Annotated in this window: 17 protein-coding genes; 10 read left to right on the top strand and 7 right to left on the bottom strand. The window is 72.3% G+C overall.

The window, feature by feature from the left end:
- Positions 1 to 13 precede the first annotated feature (13 nt).
- The 3 genes from MQV74_RS11435 to MQV74_RS11425 all read left to right on the top strand — a co-directional run bounded on the left by MQV74_RS11435 (position 14) and on the right by MQV74_RS11425 (position 4,596).
- Complete coding sequence (locus tag MQV74_RS11435) at positions 14 to 1,969, top strand: TerD family protein (protein ID WP_242716520.1); 1,956 nt, start codon at positions 14 to 16, stop codon at positions 1,967 to 1,969.
- Between the two features lie 349 nt (positions 1,970 to 2,318).
- The gene (locus tag MQV74_RS11430) at positions 2,319 to 3,326 is read left to right on the top strand and encodes a TerC family protein (protein ID WP_242716518.1); all 1,008 of its coding nucleotides are present in this window, start codon (positions 2,319 to 2,321) and stop codon (positions 3,324 to 3,326) included.
- Between the two features lie 169 nt (positions 3,327 to 3,495).
- A complete protein-coding gene (locus MQV74_RS11425; RefSeq protein ID WP_242716516.1) occupies positions 3,496 to 4,596 on the top strand; it encodes a calcium:proton antiporter in 1,101 nt (366 codons plus the stop codon).
- 18 nt (positions 4,597 to 4,614) lie between these two features.
- Here MQV74_RS11425 and MQV74_RS11420 read toward each other — a convergent pair whose 3' ends face one another.
- Both MQV74_RS11420 and MQV74_RS11415 read right to left on the bottom strand, forming a co-directional pair.
- Positions 4,615 to 5,877 carry an MFS transporter gene (locus MQV74_RS11420; protein WP_242728610.1) on the bottom strand — a complete coding sequence of 421 codons (1,263 nt, stop codon included), beginning with the start codon at positions 5,875 to 5,877 and terminating at the stop codon, positions 4,615 to 4,617.
- Between the two features lie 95 nt (positions 5,878 to 5,972).
- Positions 5,973 to 7,040 carry a S66 family peptidase gene (locus MQV74_RS11415; protein ID WP_242716514.1) on the bottom strand — a complete coding sequence of 356 codons (1,068 nt, stop codon included), beginning with the start codon at positions 7,038 to 7,040 and terminating at the stop codon, positions 5,973 to 5,975.
- Between the two features lie 242 nt (positions 7,041 to 7,282).
- On the opposite strand from MQV74_RS11415, the gene aroQ reads away from it, so the two are divergent.
- Positions 7,283 to 7,744: a type II 3-dehydroquinate dehydratase gene (gene aroQ, locus MQV74_RS11410; protein WP_242716512.1), complete on the top strand. Its 462-nt coding sequence runs from the start codon at positions 7,283 to 7,285 to the stop codon at positions 7,742 to 7,744.
- A 34-nt stretch (positions 7,745 to 7,778) separates the two neighbouring features.
- On the opposite strand, the gene MQV74_RS11405 is transcribed toward aroQ, so the two are convergent.
- Positions 7,779 to 8,435, bottom strand: coding sequence for an MBL fold metallo-hydrolase (locus MQV74_RS11405; RefSeq protein WP_242716510.1), 657 nt, complete (start codon positions 8,433 to 8,435; stop codon positions 7,779 to 7,781).
- Between the two features lie 20 nt (positions 8,436 to 8,455).
- Positions 8,456 to 9,163: a maleylpyruvate isomerase family mycothiol-dependent enzyme gene (locus MQV74_RS11400; RefSeq protein WP_242716508.1), complete on the bottom strand. Its 708-nt coding sequence runs from the start codon at positions 9,161 to 9,163 to the stop codon at positions 8,456 to 8,458.
- Positions 9,164 to 9,384: 221 nt separating this feature from the next.
- Here MQV74_RS11400 and uvrA point away from each other — a divergent pair, with 221 nt between their 5' ends.
- Positions 9,385 to 12,498, top strand: a complete 3,114-nt coding sequence (gene uvrA, locus MQV74_RS11395; RefSeq protein WP_242716506.1) for an excinuclease ABC subunit UvrA — start codon at positions 9,385 to 9,387, stop codon at positions 12,496 to 12,498.
- Between the two features lie 240 nt (positions 12,499 to 12,738).
- Positions 12,739 to 13,530 carry a crotonase/enoyl-CoA hydratase family protein gene (locus MQV74_RS11390; protein ID WP_242716504.1) on the top strand — a complete coding sequence of 264 codons (792 nt, stop codon included), beginning with the start codon at positions 12,739 to 12,741 and terminating at the stop codon, positions 13,528 to 13,530.
- A gap of 82 nt (positions 13,531 to 13,612) precedes the next feature.
- Here the strand turns inward: MQV74_RS11390 and MQV74_RS11385 are convergent, their stop codons facing one another.
- Positions 13,613 to 14,179 carry a YceI family protein gene (locus tag MQV74_RS11385; RefSeq protein WP_242716501.1) on the bottom strand — a complete coding sequence of 189 codons (567 nt, stop codon included), beginning with the start codon at positions 14,177 to 14,179 and terminating at the stop codon, positions 13,613 to 13,615.
- Between the two features lie 112 nt (positions 14,180 to 14,291).
- On the opposite strand from MQV74_RS11385, the gene MQV74_RS11380 reads away from it, so the two are divergent.
- A complete protein-coding gene (locus MQV74_RS11380; RefSeq protein WP_242716499.1) occupies positions 14,292 to 15,152 on the top strand; it encodes a helix-turn-helix domain-containing protein in 861 nt (286 codons plus the stop codon).
- A gap of 107 nt (positions 15,153 to 15,259) precedes the next feature.
- On the opposite strand, the gene MQV74_RS11375 is transcribed toward MQV74_RS11380, so the two are convergent.
- Entirely contained in the window at positions 15,260 to 16,183 is a 924-nt protein-coding gene (locus MQV74_RS11375) for a carbohydrate kinase family protein (RefSeq protein ID WP_242716497.1), read from the bottom strand.
- Positions 16,184 to 16,369: 186 nt separating this feature from the next.
- Between MQV74_RS11375 and MQV74_RS11370 the strand changes: the two genes are divergently transcribed.
- Entirely contained in the window at positions 16,370 to 16,792 is a 423-nt protein-coding gene (locus MQV74_RS11370; protein ID WP_242716495.1) for a Rieske (2Fe-2S) protein, read from the top strand.
- 62 nt (positions 16,793 to 16,854) lie between these two features.
- Here the strand turns inward: MQV74_RS11370 and MQV74_RS11365 are convergent, their stop codons facing one another.
- Positions 16,855 to 17,799, bottom strand: coding sequence for a hypothetical protein (locus tag MQV74_RS11365; protein WP_242728608.1), 945 nt, complete (start codon positions 17,797 to 17,799; stop codon positions 16,855 to 16,857).
- A 267-nt stretch (positions 17,800 to 18,066) separates the two neighbouring features.
- Between MQV74_RS11365 and MQV74_RS11360 the strand changes: the two genes are divergently transcribed.
- Together MQV74_RS11360 and MQV74_RS11355 are read left to right on the top strand one after the other, a co-directional pair.
- Positions 18,067 to 18,738 (top strand): papain-like cysteine protease family protein, encoded by a 672-nt coding sequence (locus tag MQV74_RS11360; RefSeq protein WP_242716493.1) that lies wholly within the window; start codon positions 18,067 to 18,069, stop codon positions 18,736 to 18,738.
- 5 nt (positions 18,739 to 18,743) lie between these two features.
- Positions 18,744 to 19,628 carry a hypothetical protein gene (locus tag MQV74_RS11355; RefSeq protein ID WP_242716491.1) on the top strand — a complete coding sequence of 295 codons (885 nt, stop codon included), beginning with the start codon at positions 18,744 to 18,746 and terminating at the stop codon, positions 19,626 to 19,628.
- Positions 19,629 to 19,662: the final 34 nt, after the last annotated feature.

The raw sequence follows: 19,662 nt of genomic DNA, 5'->3' as shown, positions 1-19,662 counted from the left end.
GGGAACGAACGCGATGACGGCCGAGCTGGTCAGGGGGCAGAACCACCCGCTTCCCGGCACCCGCCTAGAGGTCCGGGTGTCGGCCGCCCAGCCGGTCGTCGCCGGCGCCACACTCAGCGACGACCGGCGCAGGGTGCGCGGCACCTCCTGGGTCGCCCACCCCGGAGCGCCCACCCTGCCGGGCCTCGAAGTGTCCCGGCAGGCCGCCGCCGACCACCGCCTCGCTGTCGACCTCGACGCGCTGCCGGACGACGCCCACCAGGTCAACGTCCTGCTGGCGCTGCCCGTCGGCGTCACGGGCCCGGCCAGCTTCGGTGCCGTCGCCGCGCCGTTCGTCGCCGTCACCGGCCTCGACGGCGCCGAGATCGCCAGCTACACCCTCACGGACCTCACCGCCGAATCGGCCGTCGTCGCCCTGGAGCTGTACCGCAGGCAGGGCGCCTGGAAGGTGCGCGCCGTCGGCCAGGGCTACGCGGGCGGCCTCGCCGAGATGCTCACCGACCAGGGCCTGCCCCAGGCCCAGGACCTCGCGGCGACCATCAACGAAGCGGTGGCCCAGGGCCTCGCCCGTTCCGTCGCCGCGCCCCCGCCCCGCCCGGCGGACGAGGCCCGGGTGCGGGCCGCCGCCCAGGGGCACACGGCGCCCGGCGAGGTCTCGCCCGCCCCGCAGGGCGACCCCGCCGTCCCTCACCCCGTCCCGCCGGGCCCGCCCGCGCCGGGCGACGGCGCCCCGGCCCAGCCCGGCGACGGCGGCCCCGTCAACTACACCCACCCCCGCCGCCAGACCAGCGCGCCCCCGCCGCCCCCGCCCGCCGTGCCGACGGCCGCGCCCGGACAGCCCGCACAGCCCGTCGCGGGCGACGCCACCGGCTGGTCCCTGGAGGAGCGCCTGTACAACCAGGTGTGGGGCATGTTCGAGGACCTGGCCCGCACCACGGCGGCCTACCGCAGCGCCGTCGACTTCGCCGACTCGCGCAGGGAGCAGGAGCTCGACAAGGTCCTCTCCGACCCGCGCAGCCGCATCGGCGGCGCGGGCGACGCCGCGCGCGAGACCGCCCGCGCCAAGCACGGCGACCTCGTCGACCAGGCCAGGGCCGCGCTCGACCGCGACCTGGCCCAGCTCGCCGCCGAGGCGGACGTCGTGGAGCCCGCGCTGCCTCCGGCGTTCGCCGACTGGTCGAGCCCCGTCTGGCACGCCTACCGCGCCCCGATGGAGATCCCCATGGCCGTGCGCCTCGGCGGACTCCATCTGCCGGAGCGCCCCGACCTGCGCATCCCCATGCTGGTGCGGCTGCCCCTGGAGCGCGGCCTGTGGATCGACAGCGGCCGCTCGGGCACCGACTCCCTCGCGGACGCCGACACCCTGCGCCGCCTCGCCCTGGACAGCGCCGTCGCGCACGCCGCGCGCCTGCTGGCCGTCTATCCCCCCGGCGAGTTCACCGTGCACGTCATCGACCCGGCGGGCACCGGCGCGAGCGCGCTCGCCCCGCTCGTGACCTCGGGGGTTCTGGACGAGCCGCCCGCCGCCGGCGCCGCGGGCACCGGGGCCGTCCTCACCCGGCTCACCCAGCGGGTGGACCTGCTGCAGATGGCCGTCCGCGGCGGCGTCACCTCGTCGCTGCCGCCGGACCTCGACACCGGCGAGCACCTCCTGGTGGTCAACGACTTCCCGCACGGCTTCGACGACCGCGCCGTGACCCAGCTGCGCTACCTGGCCGACGAGGGCCCGGCCGTCGGCGTCCATCTGATGATGGTCGCCGACCGCGAGGACGCCCGGGAGTACGGCCCGCTGCTCGACCCGCTGTGGCGCGCGCTCCTGCGCCTGACCCCGGTCCCCGACGACCACCTCGCCGACCCCTGGGTGGGCCACGCGTGGACGTACGAGCCGCCGCTGGCGCCCACCGGCAGCGAGGTCCTCCCTCACGTCCTGGCGGGCGTGGGCACGGCCCGGCGCACGGGCAGCCGCTGAGCCCTCCCGTCGCGGCGCGGCGGCCTCCCGCCGTCGCGCCGAGGACCCCCTACGACCCGACCGGTGACGCGCGAGCACGCTCCTGACGAGTGATCCGCATGTCGACTAAGTGACCACAGGCCGCCCTGACCTTGCCATTTGGCGACCGTTTGCCGTGACCTTTACCAAACCTTGGTCTTTCGCGTAGGCTTCTCCGTGCGGAGGGGAGTACTCCATACGCGACGTGCCCGTCAATACGGACCGCCATCGGTCCCGGGGCGTCGGCCCGCCAGGCGCCGTGGGCGCCCGGGTGGAAGAGACCTCCGGCAGCGACGACGCTGATCAGTAGCCGTACGACGCCGGAGGCGCAGTGGACGTTTCAATGACCTTGTGGGTGACGACCGTTCTCGGTCTGTGTGCCCTGATCGCGGTCGACTTCTTCATCGGCCGCAAGCCGCACGATGTGTCGATCAAGGAAGCCGGAATCTGGACGATCGTCTGGATCGTGCTCGCCGCGCTCTTCGGGCTCGGCCTGCTGATCGCGGGCGAGACCCAGGCCTCGGGCGAGTTCTTCGCGGGCTTCATCACCGAGAAGTCGCTGAGCGTCGACAACCTCTTCGTCTTCATCCTGATCATGGCGAAGTTCTCGGTGCCCTCCCACCTCCAGCAGCGCGTGCTGCTGTTCGGCGTGCTGATCGCGCTGGTCCTGCGAGCGATCTTCATCGCCGCCGGCGCCGCGGTCATCGCCAACTTCTCCTGGGTCTTCTACATCTTCGGCGCCTTCCTGATCTACACCGCCTGGAAGCTCATCCAGGAGGCGCGCGCCGACGAGGAGGAAGAGGACTGGGAGGAGAACCGCCTCCTGAAGTCCATCGAGAAGAAGTTCGGCGTCTCGGACCGCTACGAGGGCACGAAGCTGTTCGTCCGGAAGAACGGCAAGCGCATCATGACGCCCCTCATGGTCGTCATGCTCGCCATCGGCACCACCGACGTGCTGTTCGCGATGGACTCCATCCCCGCGATCTTCGGCCTCACCCAGGACCCGTACATCGTCTTCACCGCCAACGCCTTCGCCCTGATGGGTCTGCGTCAGCTGTACTTCCTCATCGGCGGTCTCCTGAGGAAGCTGGTCCACCTCAGCTACGGCCTGTCGGTGATCCTCGGCTTCATCGGCGTGAAGCTCGTCCTGCACGCCCTGCACGAGAACGGGGTGCACGTCCCCGAGATCTCCATCCCGGTCTCGCTCGGCGTCATCTGCGGTGTCCTGGTCATCACGACGATCACCAGCCTCATGGCCTCCAAGAAGCAGCAGGAGCGCGATGCGGCCGCCGCGGAGACCGGCAAGGACGACGCCCAGAAGGACAGCATCGAGGCGTAAGCGCTCTCTCCGTAGAGAGGCAGTACGAAGGCGCCCCTCTCCGTAGGGAGCGGGTACCGCCGAAACGAACCACCGGAAGCGGTGCACAGTCCTCGACTGTGCACCGCTTCCGCATAGAGAGGAACGTATGGAGTCGCGGCCCTCCCGCGCGCGGGGCAGCATCGAAGGCATGATCCCTAGACTCCGGACCATCGCTTCGCGGTGGACGGCAGCAGTGCCCGTTCTCGGAGTCCTCCTGCTCGCCTGCACGTGGGGGCGGGAACTCCCCGGTGGCATCGTCGCCCTGGTGACGGCGGTCCTCGCGGGGGCCGTGCTCGCCGCGGTGCACCACGCCGAGGTCATCGCGCACCGCGTGGGCGAACCGTTCGGCTCCCTGGTCCTCGCCGTCGCCGTGACGATCATCGAGGTGGCCCTGATCGTCACCCTGATGGCCGACGGCGGCGACAAGAGCTCCACCCTGGCCCGCGACACCGTCTTCGCCGCCGTGATGATCACCTGTAACGGCATAGTCGGCCTCTGCCTGCTCACCGCGGCCCTGCGGCACCGCGTCGCCGTCTTCAACCCCGAGGGCACCGGGGCGGCCCTCGCGACGGTCGCCACGCTGGCCACGCTCAGCCTGGTCCTGCCGACGTTCACGACGTCCAAGCCGGGCCCGGAGTTCTCCACCTCACAGCTCACCTTCGCGGCCCTGGCCTCACTCGTCCTGTACGGCCTGTTCGTGGCGACCCAGACCGTGCGCCACCGCGACTACTTCCTGCCGGTCACCAAGGACGGCGACGTCCTCGACACCGACGACCACGCCGAGGGTCCCTCCGCCCGCACCGCCCTGATCAGCCTCGGGCTGCTCGCGCTCGCCCTCGTCGGCGTCGTCGGCCTCGCCAAGGGCGTGTCGCCGACCATCGAGTCGGGCGTGGAGTCCGCGGGCCTGCCGCACGCCGTCGTCGGCGTGATCATCGCCCTGCTCGTGCTGCTCCCGGAGACCATCGCGGCCGTGCGCGCCGCCCGCCGCAACCGCGTGCAGACCAGCCTGAACCTGGCCCTCGGTTCGGCGATGGCCAGCATCGGCCTGACCATCCCGGCCGTCGCCATCGCCTCCGTGTGGCTGACCGGACCCCTCGTGCTCGGGCTCAGCTCGACCCACATGGTGCTGCTCCTGCTCACGGTCGGCGTCAGCACGCTCACCGTCGTGCCGGGCCGGGCCACGCTCCTCCAGGGCGGCGTCCACCTGGTGCTCTTCGCGGCCTATCTGGAACTGGCCATGAACCCGTGAGAGGCGGGGCGGTGCCCGTCACCCGGTGACCGGCACCGCCCGGCCCGCGGGCCGCGTCTCCGGCAGCAGCGCGAAGCAGCCGAGGCTCAGCACCGCCACGGCCGTCAGATACGCCGCCACGCCCCAGGGCGTGCCCGCGCCACGGGCCGCCGCCGTCGCCACGAGCGGCGTCAGGGCCCCGCCGAGTACCCCGGCGAGGTTGTAGCCCACCGCGGCCCCCGTGCAGCGCACACGGGGCTCGTACAGCTCCGGCAGGTAAGCCGCGACCACCCCGAACACGGTCGTGAACGCGATCAGGGCCACCAGGAAGCCGAGGAACATCAGCAGCGGCTCGCCCGTCGCCAGGAGCGCCACCATCGGGAACATCCACAGGGCGATCGCCGCGCACCCGAGCAGACACAGCGGACGGCGCCCGTAGCGGTCGCCCAGGTGCGCCGACACGGGCGTCAGCGCCCCCATGGCGACGACGGCCGCCATCACGCACGCCAGCATCACCGGGCGGCTCACGCCGAGCCGCTCCACTCCGTAGGCCAGCGACCACGTCGTCACGGCGTAGAACACCGCGTACCCGACCGCGAGGGCGCCCGCGGTGAGCAGGACGAGCCGCCAGTGGCCGCGCGCCACCTCGGCGAGCGGCACGCGCGCGGGCTCGCGCACGCCGAGGAAGTCCGGGCTCTCCTCCAGGGACGCGCGCAGCGCGAGCCCGGCCGCCGCGAGCAGCCCCGCCACCCAGAACGGAATCCGCCACCCCCAGGAGGCGAACTGCGCCTCCGTGAGCGTCACCGACAGTCCCAGGGTGATGCCGTTGGCGAACAGGAAGCCGATCGCGGGGCCGATCTGCGGAAAGCTCGCCCACAGCCCGCGCCGCTCGGCGGGCGCGTGCTCGGCCGCCAGGAGCACCGCCCCGCCCCACTCGCCGCCCAGCCCCACCCCTTGCACGAACCGCAGGACGAGCAGCAGCAGGGGAGCGGCGGCGCCGATCGACTCGTACGTCGGTACGCAGCCGACGGCGACGGTGGCGAGGCCCGTCATGAGCAGGGAGGCCACCAGGACGGGCCGTCGGCCGTGCCGGTCGCCGATGTGCCCGAAGACGACGGATCCCAGCGGCCGGGCGACGAAACCGACGCCGAACGTCGCGAACGCGGCGAGCGTGCCCGCCAGGGGCGAGAACGTCGGGAAGAACAGCGGCCCGAGCACGAGCGCCGCCGCGGTGCCGTAGACGAAGAAGTCGTAGAACTCGATGGCGGTCCCCGCGAGCGAGGCGGCGGCGAGCCGCGGCAGCGACGGAGCGGCCCGCACCTGGGTCGTTGACGGAGAGTCACTGGTGTGCACGGTCCGTCAACACCCCGCCGTGTGGGGCGGTTACGGGAAGCGCTTCAGTACGTGACCGTGATGCGCCTCTGCGAGCCGTCCACCCGCACAGCGCCCCCATAAGGGATCACGTACTGGGGGTCCGTGTGCCCCAGGTCCACGTCGAAGACCGCCATGGTGCGCGGGGCGTACGCGTCGAGCGCCCGGAGCACCGCCCCGCGCTGTTCGCGCGCGTAGCGGATCCGCTCCTCCGGAGGGTTGGGCCGGTCGAAGCTCCAGCTCTTCGCGCGGCCCATGAGGAGCGCGCCGAAGCGGGCGAGGAGCCCGCGCTCGCCCAGGGCGCGCAGGACGCGGAACACCGCGTCGGCGGAGGGAAGTTCCTCGGACGTCTCCAGGAAGAGCACATGACCGTCGTACGCGGCCGGGTCGGAGGCGATCTCGCGGTCCGCCATCAGGAGCCAGGACAGGACCTCCAGACTGCCGCCCCAGGTGCGCCCCTCCACGACCCGCTCGGCACCCTCGGGCAGGTGCCAGGTCCAGCCCTCGCCCGGCTCGGTCGTCGGCTCGGCGACGAACGTGTCCGGGTCGTCCCAGGGGACGTCCATGACGCGGAAGCGGTCGGCGGGGACCACTGCGTAGGGACCCGGTACGAAGAGGGCCGCCCGAAGGGAGTCGGCGGTCTGCCGGGCCATGGCCCCCGGGCGCCCCAGCTCGCACATCACGGACGCGCCGTGGAAGCTGACGATGCCTGTCTGCCACAGGAAGGCGTGCAGGACGGTGTTGTCGCTGAACCCGAAGAACGGCTTCGGGTTGGCGCGGATCAACTCGCGGTCCAGGAACGGCAGCACGGTGATCAGGTCGTCGCCCCCGATGCTCGCGATGACGGCCTTCACTGTCGGGTCGGCGAACGCGGCGTGCAGGTCCTCGGCCCGCTCGCGCGGCGAGGAGCCCATCTTGCGCGTCGTCGGGTACTCCACCGGCTCCAGGTGGAACTGCCCTTGAAGGCGCGCGAGTCCCAGGTTGAAGGGCAGCGGGAAGAGTTCCGGCAGCCCGGAGGACGGCGAGACGACCGCCACGCGGTCACCCGGCCGGGGCTTCGGGGGGTAGCGGGGCGGTTCCTGGGACGGCGGCATGCCCGGCAGCGTACGTCGGGCCGCCCGGTACCCGCACCGCGATAACCGGTACCCGCACCGCGATGAAAGGCCCGTGGCGGGCCACGGCGGAACCCGTGCGCAGGGTGACCGAACAGCCCGCGAAGAGCCCTTCGGAAACCCGTGGCGCACCGCGCGGAACGCGGTGGCGCACCATGCCGAACGGCCCGGGACGCGCCGTGATAGACCGTCTGTGAGCAGCAGCCCGACGCACGGAGGACCCTGTGCCCCACACCCTCGCCACCGCCCCGATCATGATCCTGAACGGGCCCAACCTGAACCTCCTGGGCAAGCGGCAGCCGGAGATCTACGGCACCGACACGCTCGCCGACGTCGAGGCCCGGTGTGCCGAGGCGGCCGCGGCGCACGGCGGGACGGTCGACCTCAGGCAGTCCAATCACGAGGGCGAGCTGGTCGACTGGATCCACGAGGCGCGCGAGCACCACGTGGGCATCGTCATCAACCCCGCCGCCTACTCCCACACGTCCGTCGCGATCCTGGACGCGCTCAACACCTGTGACGGCATGCCGGTGGTGGAGGTCCACATCTCCAACATCCACCAGCGGGAGGCCTTCCGGCACCACTCGTACGTCTCACAGCGCGCCGACGGCGTCATCGCGGGCTGCGGGGTGCAGGGATACGTCTTCGGGGTGGAGCGGGTGGCCGCGCTGGTGGCGCGGGGCTGAACGGCGGCGCCGGGGACCGGCGCCGCCCACCGGTTCACCAGCCGCGCTCGCGCCACTCCGGCAGGTGCGGGCGCTCGGCGCCGAGCGTCGTGTCGTCGCCGTGCCCGGGGTAGACCCAGGTCTCGTCCGGAAGCGTGCCGAAGATCTTCGTCTCGACGTCGTCGATGAGGCTCGCGAAGCGCTCCGGGTCCTTCCACGTGTTGCCGACGCCCCCGGGGAAGAGGCAGTCGCCCGTGAAGACGTGCGGATGGCCGTGCGGGTCGTCGTAGACGAGGGCGATCGAGCCCGGCGTGTGGCCCACGAGATGGCGCGCGGTGAGCGAGATCCGGCCGAATTCGATCGTGTCGCCGTCGTCGACGAGGACCCGCGTCGGCACCGGGATGCCCTCGGCGTCCTCGCGGCCCGCGTACGTCCGCGCGCCTGTCGCCCCGACGACCTCCTCCAAGGCCTGCCAGTGGTCGCCGTGCTGGTGGGTGGTGACGACGGCCGCGATGCCGTCGTCGCCGATCAGGGTCAGCAGGGTCCGGGCTTCGTTCGCCGCGTCGATCAGGAGCTGCTCGTCGGTGGCCCGACAGCGCAGCAGATAGGCGTTGTTGTTCATCGGCCCGACCGCGACCTTCGAGATCATCAGGTCCCGCAGTTCGTGCACATCCGCGGGTCCGCCGACCTTCACCGCTCCGCTGTACGTCATGGAAGTCAGCCTAATCCGTCCTAGAGCGGGGGCAGGGAGGGGAGCGGACCGCCTTCGACGGTCAGGGCGGCGGCGAGCTCCGCCGGGTCGCGGCGGCCCGCGAGCCAGCCGAGCAGGGCGGGTGCCGGGCCGCTGACGGTGACCTCGGGCTTGTCCGGGCTCTGGGGGGCGCGGCCCGTGCCCCACGCGCGCGTGCCGTCGGTGACACGGGTCGCGGGGACGTCGGCCTTCCCCAGGAAGCGGGCCGTGAGGAAGTCGATCTCGCGCTCCACGAAGTCGGCCGGCAGGTCCTCCAGCTCGTACCCCACGCCCAGGTCCACGTGGTGCAGCTCCATCTCGATCCACCGCCGGAACGGCACCCGGGACGCGGAGTCCGTGACGCCGTTGCGCAGCTCCACCGTCCGGGACCAGTCCGCGGGCCGGTCGGCCTCGTCCTGGAAGCGGGCCGCGGAGAGCCGCAGGTCCTCGATCTGCTCGGCCAGGGGCCGCGGCGCGCCCCGCTCGATGTCGCCGTCGCGTGCCTCGGCGCTCGTGTACATGGGGCGGCCTGCGAGAACGTTCACCAAAGCGTCGGCGTTCCGTGCGAGGTGGGTGAGGACGTGGCCACGGCTCCAGCCCGGAAGCCGTGACGGCTCGGCGGCCGCGGCGTTGTCCCATGAGGAGACTGCGCTCAGCAGCCTTTCGGTCGCGTCACGTACAGACGCCAGGTCGCGCACATGATCAATCATGGGCCAGACGATAGCCCCGCCACACGTTCGGGTGAAGGCGGTGGACCACCCCCTCAAATCGAATGTCCGTGCTATACGCTCGGCAGAAGCATCGGGCACTCTTGATGGTCCGGGTTTCACCAACCACAGGATCCGGCCCGGCATTGTCAGTGGGTCGCCCTAGTCTGTGAAGGACGGGGGCCCCGCCCCTGTCACTTCTCTCAAGAAAGGTGCGGACCGGCGTGGCCGACCGTCTCATCGTCCGTGGCGCGCGCGAGCACAATCTCAAGAACGTCTCGCTCGACCTCCCGCGTGACTCCCTCATCGTCTTCACCGGTCTGTCCGGGTCCGGCAAGTCCTCGCTCGCGTTCGACACGATCTTCGCCGAGGGCCAGCGCCGGTACGTCGAGTCCCTCTCGTCGTACGCGCGCCAGTTCCTCGGCCAGATGGACAAGCCCGACGTCGACTTCATCGAGGGCCTCTCGCCCGCGGTCTCCATCGACCAGAAGTCGACCTCGCGCAACCCGCGCTCGACGGTCGGCACCATCACCGAGGTGTACGACTATCTGCGCCTGCTGTTCGCGCGCATCGGCAAGCCGCACTGCCCCGAGTGCCGCCGCCCGATCAGCCGCCAGTCGCCGCAGGCCATCGTCGACAAGGTCCTCGAGCTGCCCGAGGGCAGCCGCTTCCAGGTCCTGTCGCCGCTGGTGCGCGAGCGCAAGGGCGAGTTCGTCGACCTCTTCGCCGACCTCCAGACGAAGGGGTACAGCCGCGCCCGGGTCGACGGCGCCACGATCCAGCTCTCCGAGCCCCCCACGCTGAAGAAGCAGGAGAAGCACACCATCGAGGTGGTCGTCGACCGCCTCACGGTCAAGGAGAGCGCCAAGCGCCGCCTGACCGACTCCGTGGAGACCGCGCTCGGCCTCTCCGGAGGCATGGTCGTGCTCGACTTCGTCGACCTCCCCGAGGACGACCCCGAGCGCGAGCGCATGTACTCGGAGCACCTGTACTGCCCGTACGACGACCTGTCCTTCGAGGAGCTGGAGCCCCGCTCCTTCTCCTTCAACTCGCCCTTCGGCGCCTGCCCCGACTGCACCGGCATCGGCACGCGCATGGAGGTCGACCCCGAGCTCCTCGTCCCCGACGAGGAGAAGTCGCTCGACGAGGGTGCCATCCACCCCTGGTCGCACGGCCACACGAAGGACTACTTCGGCCGTCTGGTCGGCGCCCTCGCCGACGCGCTCGGCTTCTCCATGGACATGCCCTGGGCGGGCCTCCCGCAGCGCGCCAAGAAGGCCCTGCTCTACGGCCACAAGACCCAGATCGAAGTCCGCTACCGCAACCGGTACGGCCGCGAGCGGGTGTACACCACCGCCTTCGAAGGCGCCGTCCCCTTCGTCAAGCGGCGCCACTCCGAGGCCGAGAGCGACTCCAGCCGCGAGCGCTTCGAGGGCTATATGCGCGAGGTGCCGTGCCCCACCTGTGAGGGCACGCGCCTGAAGCCGATCGTCCTGGCCGTCACGGTCATGGACAGGTCCATCGCCGAGGTCTCCGCGATGTCCATCAGCGACTGCGCGGACTTCCTCGCCCAGCTGAAGCTGACCGCCCGTGACAAGAAGATCGCCGAGCGCGTCCTCAAGGAGGTCAACGAGCGGCTGCGCTTCCTCGTCGACGTCGGCCTCGACTATCTCTCCCTGAACCGCGCCGCGGGCACCCTCTCCGGAGGCGAGGCCCAGCGCATCCGCCTGGCCACCCAGATCGGCTCCGGCCTGGTCGGCGTGCTCTACGTCCTCGACGAGCCCTCCATCGGCCTGCACCAGCGGGACAACCACCGGCTCATCGAGACCCTGGTCCGGCTGCGCGACATGGGCAACACCCTGATCGTGGTCGAGCACGACGAGGACACCATCAAGGTCGCCGACTGGGTCGTCGACATCGGCCCCGGCGCGGGCGAGCACGGCGGCAAGGTCGTGCACAGCGGCTCCCTGAAGGAACTGCTCGCCAACGACGAGTCCATGACCGGCAAGTACCTGTCGGGCAAGAAGGAGATCCCCGTCCCCGACGTGCGCCGCCCCGCCGACCCGAGCCGTCAGCTCACGGTCCACGGCGCCCGGGAGAACAACCTCCAGGACATCGACGTCTCCTTCCCCCTCGGTGTGCTCACGGCCGTCACGGGCGTCTCCGGCTCCGGCAAGTCGACCCTCGTGAACGACATCCTGTACACCCACCTGGCCCGCGAGCTGAACGGCGCGAGGTCGGTCCCCGGCCGCCACACGCGCGTGGAGGGCGACGACCTCGTCGACAAGGTCGTCCACGTCGACCAGTCGCCCATCGGCCGCACCCCCCGGTCGAACCCGGCGACGTACACCGGCGTCTTCGACCACGTCCGCAAGCTCTTCGCGGAGACCACGGAGGCCAAGGTCCGCGGCTACCTCCCCGGCCGCTTCTCGTTCAACGTGAAGGGCGGTCGCTGCGAGAACTGCTCCGGCGACGGCACCATCAAGATCGAGATGAACTTCCTCCCGGACGTGTACGTCCCGTGCGAGGTCTGCCACGGCGCGCGGTACAACCGCGAGACCCTGGACGTGCACTACAAGGGCAAGTCCATCGCCGAGGTCCTCGACATGCCCATCGAGGAGGCGCTCGACTTCTTCGAGGCGGTCCCCGGCATCGCCCGCCACCTGAAGACCCTCCACGAGGTGGGCCTCGGCTATGTCCGCCTCGGCCAGTCCGCGCCCACGCTCTCCGGAGGCGAGGCGCAGCGCGTCAAGCTGGCGAGCGAGCTGCAGAAGCGCTCCACGGGCCGCACGGTCTACGTCCTGGACGAGCCGACCACCGGTCTGCACTTCGAGGACATCAGCAAGCTCATCAAGGTCCTGTCCGGCCTCGTCGACAAGGGCAACACGGTCATCGTCATCGAGCACAACCTCGACGTGATCAAGACCGCCGACTGGGTCGTCGACATGGGCCCGGAGGGGGGCAGCGGCGGCGGCCTCGTCGTCGCCGAAGGCACCCCCGAGCAGGTCGCCGGAGTGCCCGCGAGCCACACGGGCAAGTTCCTGCGGGACATCGTCGCCGCCGACCGCATCAGTGACGCGAGTCCATCACCGGCGCGGCGTACGAGGAAGAAGGCGGCGGTGGCGGCCACCTCCGCCCCCGTGAAGAAGACGGCGACCGCCAGGACGGCCAAGACCGCCGCCGCGAAGAGGGCGACGGCCTCCACCACCAAGGCCACCACCGAGAAGGCGACCACCGAGAAGCCCACCGCCAAGAAGGCCACCGCCAAGAACACCGTCACCAAGAAGGCGGTCGCGAAGAAGGCACCCGCGAAGAAGGCGACGAGCCGCAAGGCCTGACCGCGCCCGGGACGTGAGCCCGGGGCGCGGCAGCGCAGAGGCGGACCGCAAGGCCTGACCATGCCTGAGCCGTGAGGCCCGGGACGCGGCACCGCCAAGCCGGGCCGCACACCAGGGGCGCGCCCTCCGCAAGGACGGCGCGCCCCTGCCTTGTCGCGCGGTACGCCGCCGTGATCGGCTGAGGCGGCCAGGACCGCGCCAGGTGCTGGGACCCGTACGACCACCAGGGAGACGTACGACATGCCCACACCCGCAGGGCCCGCCGTCCGTGTCGAGCGGAGCGGACCCGTCACCACCGTGGTCCTCTCCCGCCCGGACGTGCGCAATGCCGTCGACAGGCCCACCGCCCGCGCCCTGGCCGACGCCTTCCGTGCCTTCGACGCCGACCCGGAAGCGTCCGTCGCCGTCCTGTGGGGCGAAGGCGGCACCTTCTGCGCGGGCGCCGACCTCAAGGCGATGGGCACCCCGGACGGCAACGACGTCACCGAAGTGGGCGGCACGCACGACGGCCCCATGGGCCCCACCCGGCTCGCACTCACCAAGCCCGTCATCGCCGCGATCTCGGGGTACGCCGTCGCGGGCGGCCTGGAGCTGGCCCTCTGGTGCGATCTGCGGGTCGCCGAGGACGATGCCGTGCTCGGCGTGTTCTGCCGCCGCTGGGGCGTGCCGCTCATCGACGGTGGGACGGTACGCCTGCCCCGGATCATCGGCGAGGGCCGCGCCCTCGACCTGATCCTCACCGGCCGCCCGGTGGACGCCGCCGAGGCCCTCGGTATGGGCCTGGTCAGCCGCGTCGTACCGCAGGGCACCGCCCGTGCCGCAGCCGAGCGGCTGGCCGCCGAGATCGCCGCGTTCCCGCAGACCTGTCTGCGGCACGACCGGCTCTCCGCCCGCGAACAGCACGGCCTGCCCGAACAGCAGGCGCTGGCGGGCGAGGTGCGGCACGGCCTGCACGCGCTCGCGGAAGCAGCCGAAGGCGCCGCCCGTTTCACCGCCGGAGCGGGACGGCACGGCGCCTTCGAAGAGGGCTGACCGAGGGCTCGTACTGCTGGCAGGACGAGCAGCACGAGCAGGGCGAGCAACGAGAGCGCCGCCGGACAGGCGGCCGCTCCGTCTACGCGTCGCCCTTCCCGGGCTCCAGGAACTGCATGTCCAGCTGGATCTTGACGACCTCACCGAGCATCCCGGGAGCGAAGGACAGGCCGTACTCGCTGCGCCGGATCTCGCCCGTCGCCTCGAAACCGGCGTGCCGGACCTCACCGAACTCGCCGAGCCCGCCGAACTCCACGGCGAGCGTCACCGGCCGCGTCACGTCGCCGATGGTCAGCTCGCCCGCCATCGTCCAGTCCTCGCCCGCGCCCTGGAGGCGAGTGGAACGGAAGGTCATGGTGGGGCGGCGCTCCACGTCGAGCAGGTCGGACGCGCGGACGTGCGCGTCACGGTCCGCGTTGCCGGTGTCGATCGAGGCCAGCTGGATCGTGGACGTCACGGAGCTGGTCTCCAGGGTCTCGCCCACGACGAGCTCCGCGTCGAACTCGGCGAAGCGGCCCCGCACCTTGGAGATGCCCAGGTGACGGATCGTGAAGTTCACCGCGGAGTGGAACGGATCGATGGCCCAGCGGCCCGCGGGCAGAGGAAGAGGGGTGGTGGCAACGGCCGCGTCAGTGGTTTCGAAGCTCATGCCGACCACTCTGGGGCGGGCCGCGAGGCGGAGGAAGGCCGGGCCGAGACTGGTAGTGACAGGGCCATGATCCGGGCCCGTGACCCGCGGATCCCCCTGGTACGTTCGCGGAGTGAGCGACAACGAGTTGGGCGCCTTCCTGCGCACGCGCCGTGAAGCCGTCACTCCCACGGAGGTCGGCCTGCCGAGCGGGCCGCGCCGGCGCACCCCCGGACTGCGCCGTTCCGAGGTCGCCACACTCGCGGGCATCAGCGTCGAGTACCTCACCCGTCTCGAACAGGGCCGCGACCGCAACCCGTCCCCGCAGGTGCTCGGCGCGCTCGCGGACACGCTGCGCCTGACCATCGAGGAGCGCATCCACCTGCGCCGCCTGGAGAAGGCCAGCGGCGGCGCCGACCACCCGTGCTGCTCGGCGGCCCCGCCCCCGGCCCGGGAGGTGCGCCCGACCGTGCGGGCCGTCGTCGACCGCCTGGAGCCCACCCCGGCCGTGCTGCTCAACCGGCTCAGCGACATCATCGCGTACACGACGGGCTACGAACGCGTCGCCCGTCCGCTGGGGCTGCTCGACGGCGACCGGCCCAACCTGCTGCGGTTCGTCTTCACCGACGAGCGGGCCCGCACGGCCTTCCCCGAGTGGGAGCGCGTCGCCGACGAGCAGATCGCGCACCTCAGAAGCGAATCGCCGATGATCGACCCCCATGTGCTGCAGCTCGTGGACGAGTTGACGGTCCTCGCCGGAGCGCCGTTCGCCGATCGCGCCCACGCCGTGCCCGATGTGCCGCGCCGCAGCGGCGTGCAGCGCCTCAGCCATCCGCAGGTGGGCACCCTGCGTCTCGCGTACGAGTCGCTCGCCCTGCCCGACGTCGACGGGCAGCGCCTCCTGGTGCACCTCCCGGCCGACGACGCCACGTCGGCCGCGCTCGACCGGCTGAACGGCCGCCAGCCGGGCGGCCTGCGCGCGGTCAGCGGCTGAGACGGCACGCGCAGGCACGCAGGCACGCACGGAGGCAAGAGCAGGCGCCCGCAGGCACACAACGGCCCACGTACGCGGCGCTACGCGTCAGCCGTTTTCGGCGGGCCCTACCCGTCCACCTCCGCCGCGTACGGCGGCTCGGCGCCCGCCCGTGAGCAGGTCACGGCCGCCGCGCGCGCCGCGAAGCCCAGGACGTCCGTCCACGCGTCGGCGTCGAGCCGGGCCACGGCGTCCGCCGACAGCGCGTCCCGGGCGGCCAGGGAGTGCAGCAGCGCCGCGTTGACCGTATCGCCCGCGCCGATGGTGTCCACGACGTCCACGGGGACGCCCGGCACACCGACCTCGCCGCACGCGCGCGTGAGCACCGACAGGCCGTCGCCGCCCCGCGTGACCACGACCGCGGCGGGCCCGGACGCCAGCCACTCCTGGGGCGTGCCGCCCAGCCAGCGCGCGTCCTCCTCCGACAGCTTCAGGAGCGCCACCGACGGCAGCCAGCTCTTGAAGCGGGCGCGGTAGGCGTCCGCGTCGGGGATGAGCCCGGCCCGGATGTTGGGGTCGAGGGCCGTGAACACGCCCTCGGCCGCCGCACGCCGCATCAGGTCCTCGTACGCGCTCGCGCCCGGCTCCAGGGCCATGGAGCAGGTCCCGAACGTCATGGCCCGTACGCCGTCGGGAAGGCGCGCGGGCGCGGCGAAGAGCCGGTCGGCCGTGCCGTCGACGTAGAAGGAGTAGCCCGCCGAACCGTCCGCGGCGATGGAGGTCAGGGCCAGCGTCGTCGGCTCGGCGCCGCGCTGCACCAGCGAGACGTCGACGCCCGCCGTCCGCAGCCGCGCGAGCAGCGCCTCGCCGAACGCGTCGCGCGAGACCCGGGAGCAGAAGCCGGCGGGGGAGCCGAGGCGGCCGAGCGCGACCGCGGTGTTGAAGGGCCCGCCGCCGAGCCGGGGCGCGAGCGGGGCGAGGGCCGCGCCCGCCGACGGACCGGCGTCCTGCGGAACGAGGTCGATGAGGGCTTCACCTGCGGCGACTATCACTGATGGTTCCTTTCCCGCGCTCGGCTTGCGCACAGGCTAGAGCCTGTACGGGCGGCGGGACCGGGGCGGGCGGCACCCGGGCACGGCTGGGACCGACACGGTCACGTTCGTGCCGGGCGCGGTCACGAAGGTCCGTAACGGTAGGGTCTGCCCCGTCGCCAAACCCTCCTGACCTGTGGAGACCTCATGTCCGGCACCCCTCACGCCCGTCGCGCCGTGCTGCGCGCGGCCGCGCTCGTCCCGGTCGCCGGGCTCGGTCTGACGGCCTGCTCGTCCGGCGACGGCAACGGCAGCCGCTCGGCGCCGACCGAGCCGGTGGACCTGGGCGGGGCCGACGAGGTGGCCGTGGGCGGCTCGAAGCTGTACACCGACCACAACGTGGTGGTCAGCAGGATCGCGGACGACGAGTACAAGGCGTTCAGCACGATCTGCACGCACGCGCGGTGCCCCATCCGCAAGCTCCAGGGCAGCAAGCTGACCTGTCAGTGCCACGGCAGCCAGTTCGACGCGCGGAACGGCAAGGTGCTGCACGAGCCCGCGGTGGCTCCCCTGGAGGAGCTGCCCGTGAAGGTGGCGGGCGGCAAGATCGTGGCGGGCCCCGGGGCCTGAGGCGCTTCCGGGACCTCGGCGGGGCGCTCACTCCGCGTCCCCGCCCCGCCCCCGCCCCGCCCTCACTCCCAGTCCCACTCGATCCCGACGATCCCGGCCCGCACCTGCGGCTCCACGAGGTGCACCGACCGGTGGCTGCCGGTCAGCGTGAGCTCCCTGCGGCCCACGCGCGGGGCCGCCGCCGAGTGCTGGGTGAAGCGGTGGCAGCGCACGGGCAGGGCGCCCTTGGCGAAGCGGACCTGGAGGGCGTACTGGCCGCCCGCGAAGCTGAAGCCGCGGAAGTACTCGCCGCTCGGCCCGGCCGTGCCGTCCTCGAAGCCGTAGCGGAACATGTGCGTCTCGCCCGCGCGCAGGCGCACGTCGAAGAGCAGCTCGGCGACCAGGACGCCGGTGTCGTGGTGCCAGCGGACGCGCCCGGTGCGGCAGTTGTCCAGGGCGAGGACCCGGGTGCGTTCGGGCGCGCAGCCCGGGTCGCCGTGGTGGATGGCGACGTAGCGGTCCACGCCGTCCCGGTGCGCGCGCACGATGTGCTCCGAGTCGCGGCCGAGCAGCTCGCGCCCCGCGCCGATGCGGACGCGCTCGTGGTGGCCGACGGTGTGCAGACCGCCGTCGAGCGGGGACTCCAACTCGCCCAGGAGGGCCTGGAGGACGTCGGCGGCCTCCACCAGGGAGCGGTAGGAACGGGCGGGGGGCCGTTCGCCGTCCGGACAGTCGTCGGTACGGGCGAGCAGCCGGATCAGGGACTCCTCGGGGAGGTCGAGTATCTCCTCCAGAGCGCGTACGGCCCGCAGCGACTCGGCGCGCTGCGGGCGGCGCGCGCCCTGCTGCCAGTAGCTGAGGCTGGTCACCCCGACGCTGACGCCGTGGCGCGCGAGGTGGTGGCGCACGCGTTGCAGGGGCAGTCTGCGCGCGGCGATCGCCGCGCGCAGCGCGACGTGGAAGGGGCCGGTGCGCAGGGCGGAGGCGAGCTCCGCGGGGACGGTGTCCGCGAGGGGGGAAGCGGGCAGGCGGGTGGGGGGATGCGTGGGGGAGGGCGCGGGCCGCACCGCGGGTCCTTTCTGTGAACGTTCACACAGGCCGTGGGTGTGTACGCGCTGATCGGAGCGGGCGACCAGGTGAGCGTACGGCCGGTGTTCACAGGGGTGGGCTGTTGTTCACGGTTCCATTAACCCCGCATTGAAGCGTGTTGACCGGAAGTCAACAAGGCTTGATGCTCAATCCAGCGTCCGGACGCGTTCCTCCACCTCAAACCCCCACTGCTCGGGAGGACCGCGATGCACCACAGATCCAGCAACTCCAGTCGGCGGAGACGGCTTTCCGCCCTCGCCGTCGCCGTGACGGCCCTGGCGGCCGTGCCGACGGCCACGGCCGCGGCGGCCCCGCACGACACCGCCGCGCCGCGCTCCGCGGCGTCCTCCGTGTCGTCCCCCGCGGCCGGCGAGCGCGCCGCCGCCCCGTCCGCCCTCGCCGCCAAGCGCCTGAACCTCACCATGCAGGCGCAGCAGAAGACCAACTGGTGCTGGGCGGCGGCGGGCAACACCATCGCCACCTTCATGGGCAAGAACTACTCCCAGAACCAGTTCTGCAACGCGGCCTTCAACCGCAGCCAGAACACCGAGTGCCCCAACAACCAGGCCACCCTCGGCAACGTGCAGACCGCCCTGGGCTGGATGGGCATCAACCGCGGCTCGTACGTCAACGGCTGGCTGCGCTACGACACCGTGCAGGCCGAGATCAACGCCAACCGTCCCGTCGAGACCCGCATCCAGTGGTCCAACGGCGGCGGCCACATGCACACCCTCTACGGCTACGACACCGCCAACAGCTGGGTCTACTGGGGCGACCCGTGGCCGTCGAACGACCGCTACAACTGGGCGTCGCACTCCTGGTACATCAACAACAACACGTTCTCCTGGACCCACTCGCTGTACCGGATAGGGGCGTGAGCGCGATGACCCGTCACCTGCCCCGCGTCTCCGTAGAGAGCCGTTACGCCCGTGGCCGTCTCCTGAAGGCCACCCTCGCCGGTTCCGCCGCCGCGCTGCTGCTCGGGCTCGCGGCGCCGCACGCCACCGCGGACTCGGGACCGGCGGCGCCGCCCGCGCCCGTCGCCCCCTCCGAGGCCACCCGGGGCGCCGCCCACGACGCGGCCGAGGCCCCGAAGACCCTCGACACGCTCTCCCGGTTCTTCGCCCGCGACGGCGCCGTCAGCAAGGCGAAGGCCGCGCCCCGCGTGACAGGGGAGCAGGCCGTACCCGTCTACTACCTGGCGGCCGACTTCGTCGCGGGCAAGAAGGGCGCACCGATCGCCGCCATGGAGTTCCTCGCCAGCGAGGCGGTCTCCTCCGACGGCCAGAAGGCGTCGCTGTGGACCGCCCGGCAGGCGGGCTCCTGGCAGGTGGTGAACATCGCCACCGGGAACGACGAGACGCGCTACGCACGCGTGGGCGCCGACAAGCTCCCCGGAGGCACCGTCTTCATCGAGCCGCAGATCAACGCCTGGTACGTGCAGAAGGGAGAGCGGATCCTGCCGCTCGACCGGGACGCGATCCGTGCCGTCGGCGCGCGCGGCACCACGGTCGCCGCCTACCAGCGCCGGGTGCACAAGGCGTACGGGGACAAGCTGCCGGGGTCCGCGTACGCGAAGTCCGGCAAGGCCGGAGGCTATGACGAGCCCGCGGCCGCGCCCCGGCCCGAGGGCAGGACCGCGTCCGCCGCCGGGTCCGCGGACGGCCCGGTGACCGTGGTCTCCACGGTGGCCGCCGCCGGTGCCGCCGTCGCGCTCGGCCTCTCCGGGGCCGCGCTCGTCCGGCGCCGCTCGCGCCGCCTCGGCTGACACCGCCCGGCTCCGGCCGGAGCCGCCCGCCCGT

Source organism: Streptomyces sp. AN091965 (assembly GCF_022698285.1).
In the GTDB taxonomy this organism is placed as follows: domain Bacteria; phylum Actinomycetota; class Actinomycetes; order Streptomycetales; family Streptomycetaceae; genus Streptomyces.
Note: the sequence above shows the minus strand (reverse complement) of the source record. Positions and strands in the feature narration are given on the sequence as shown.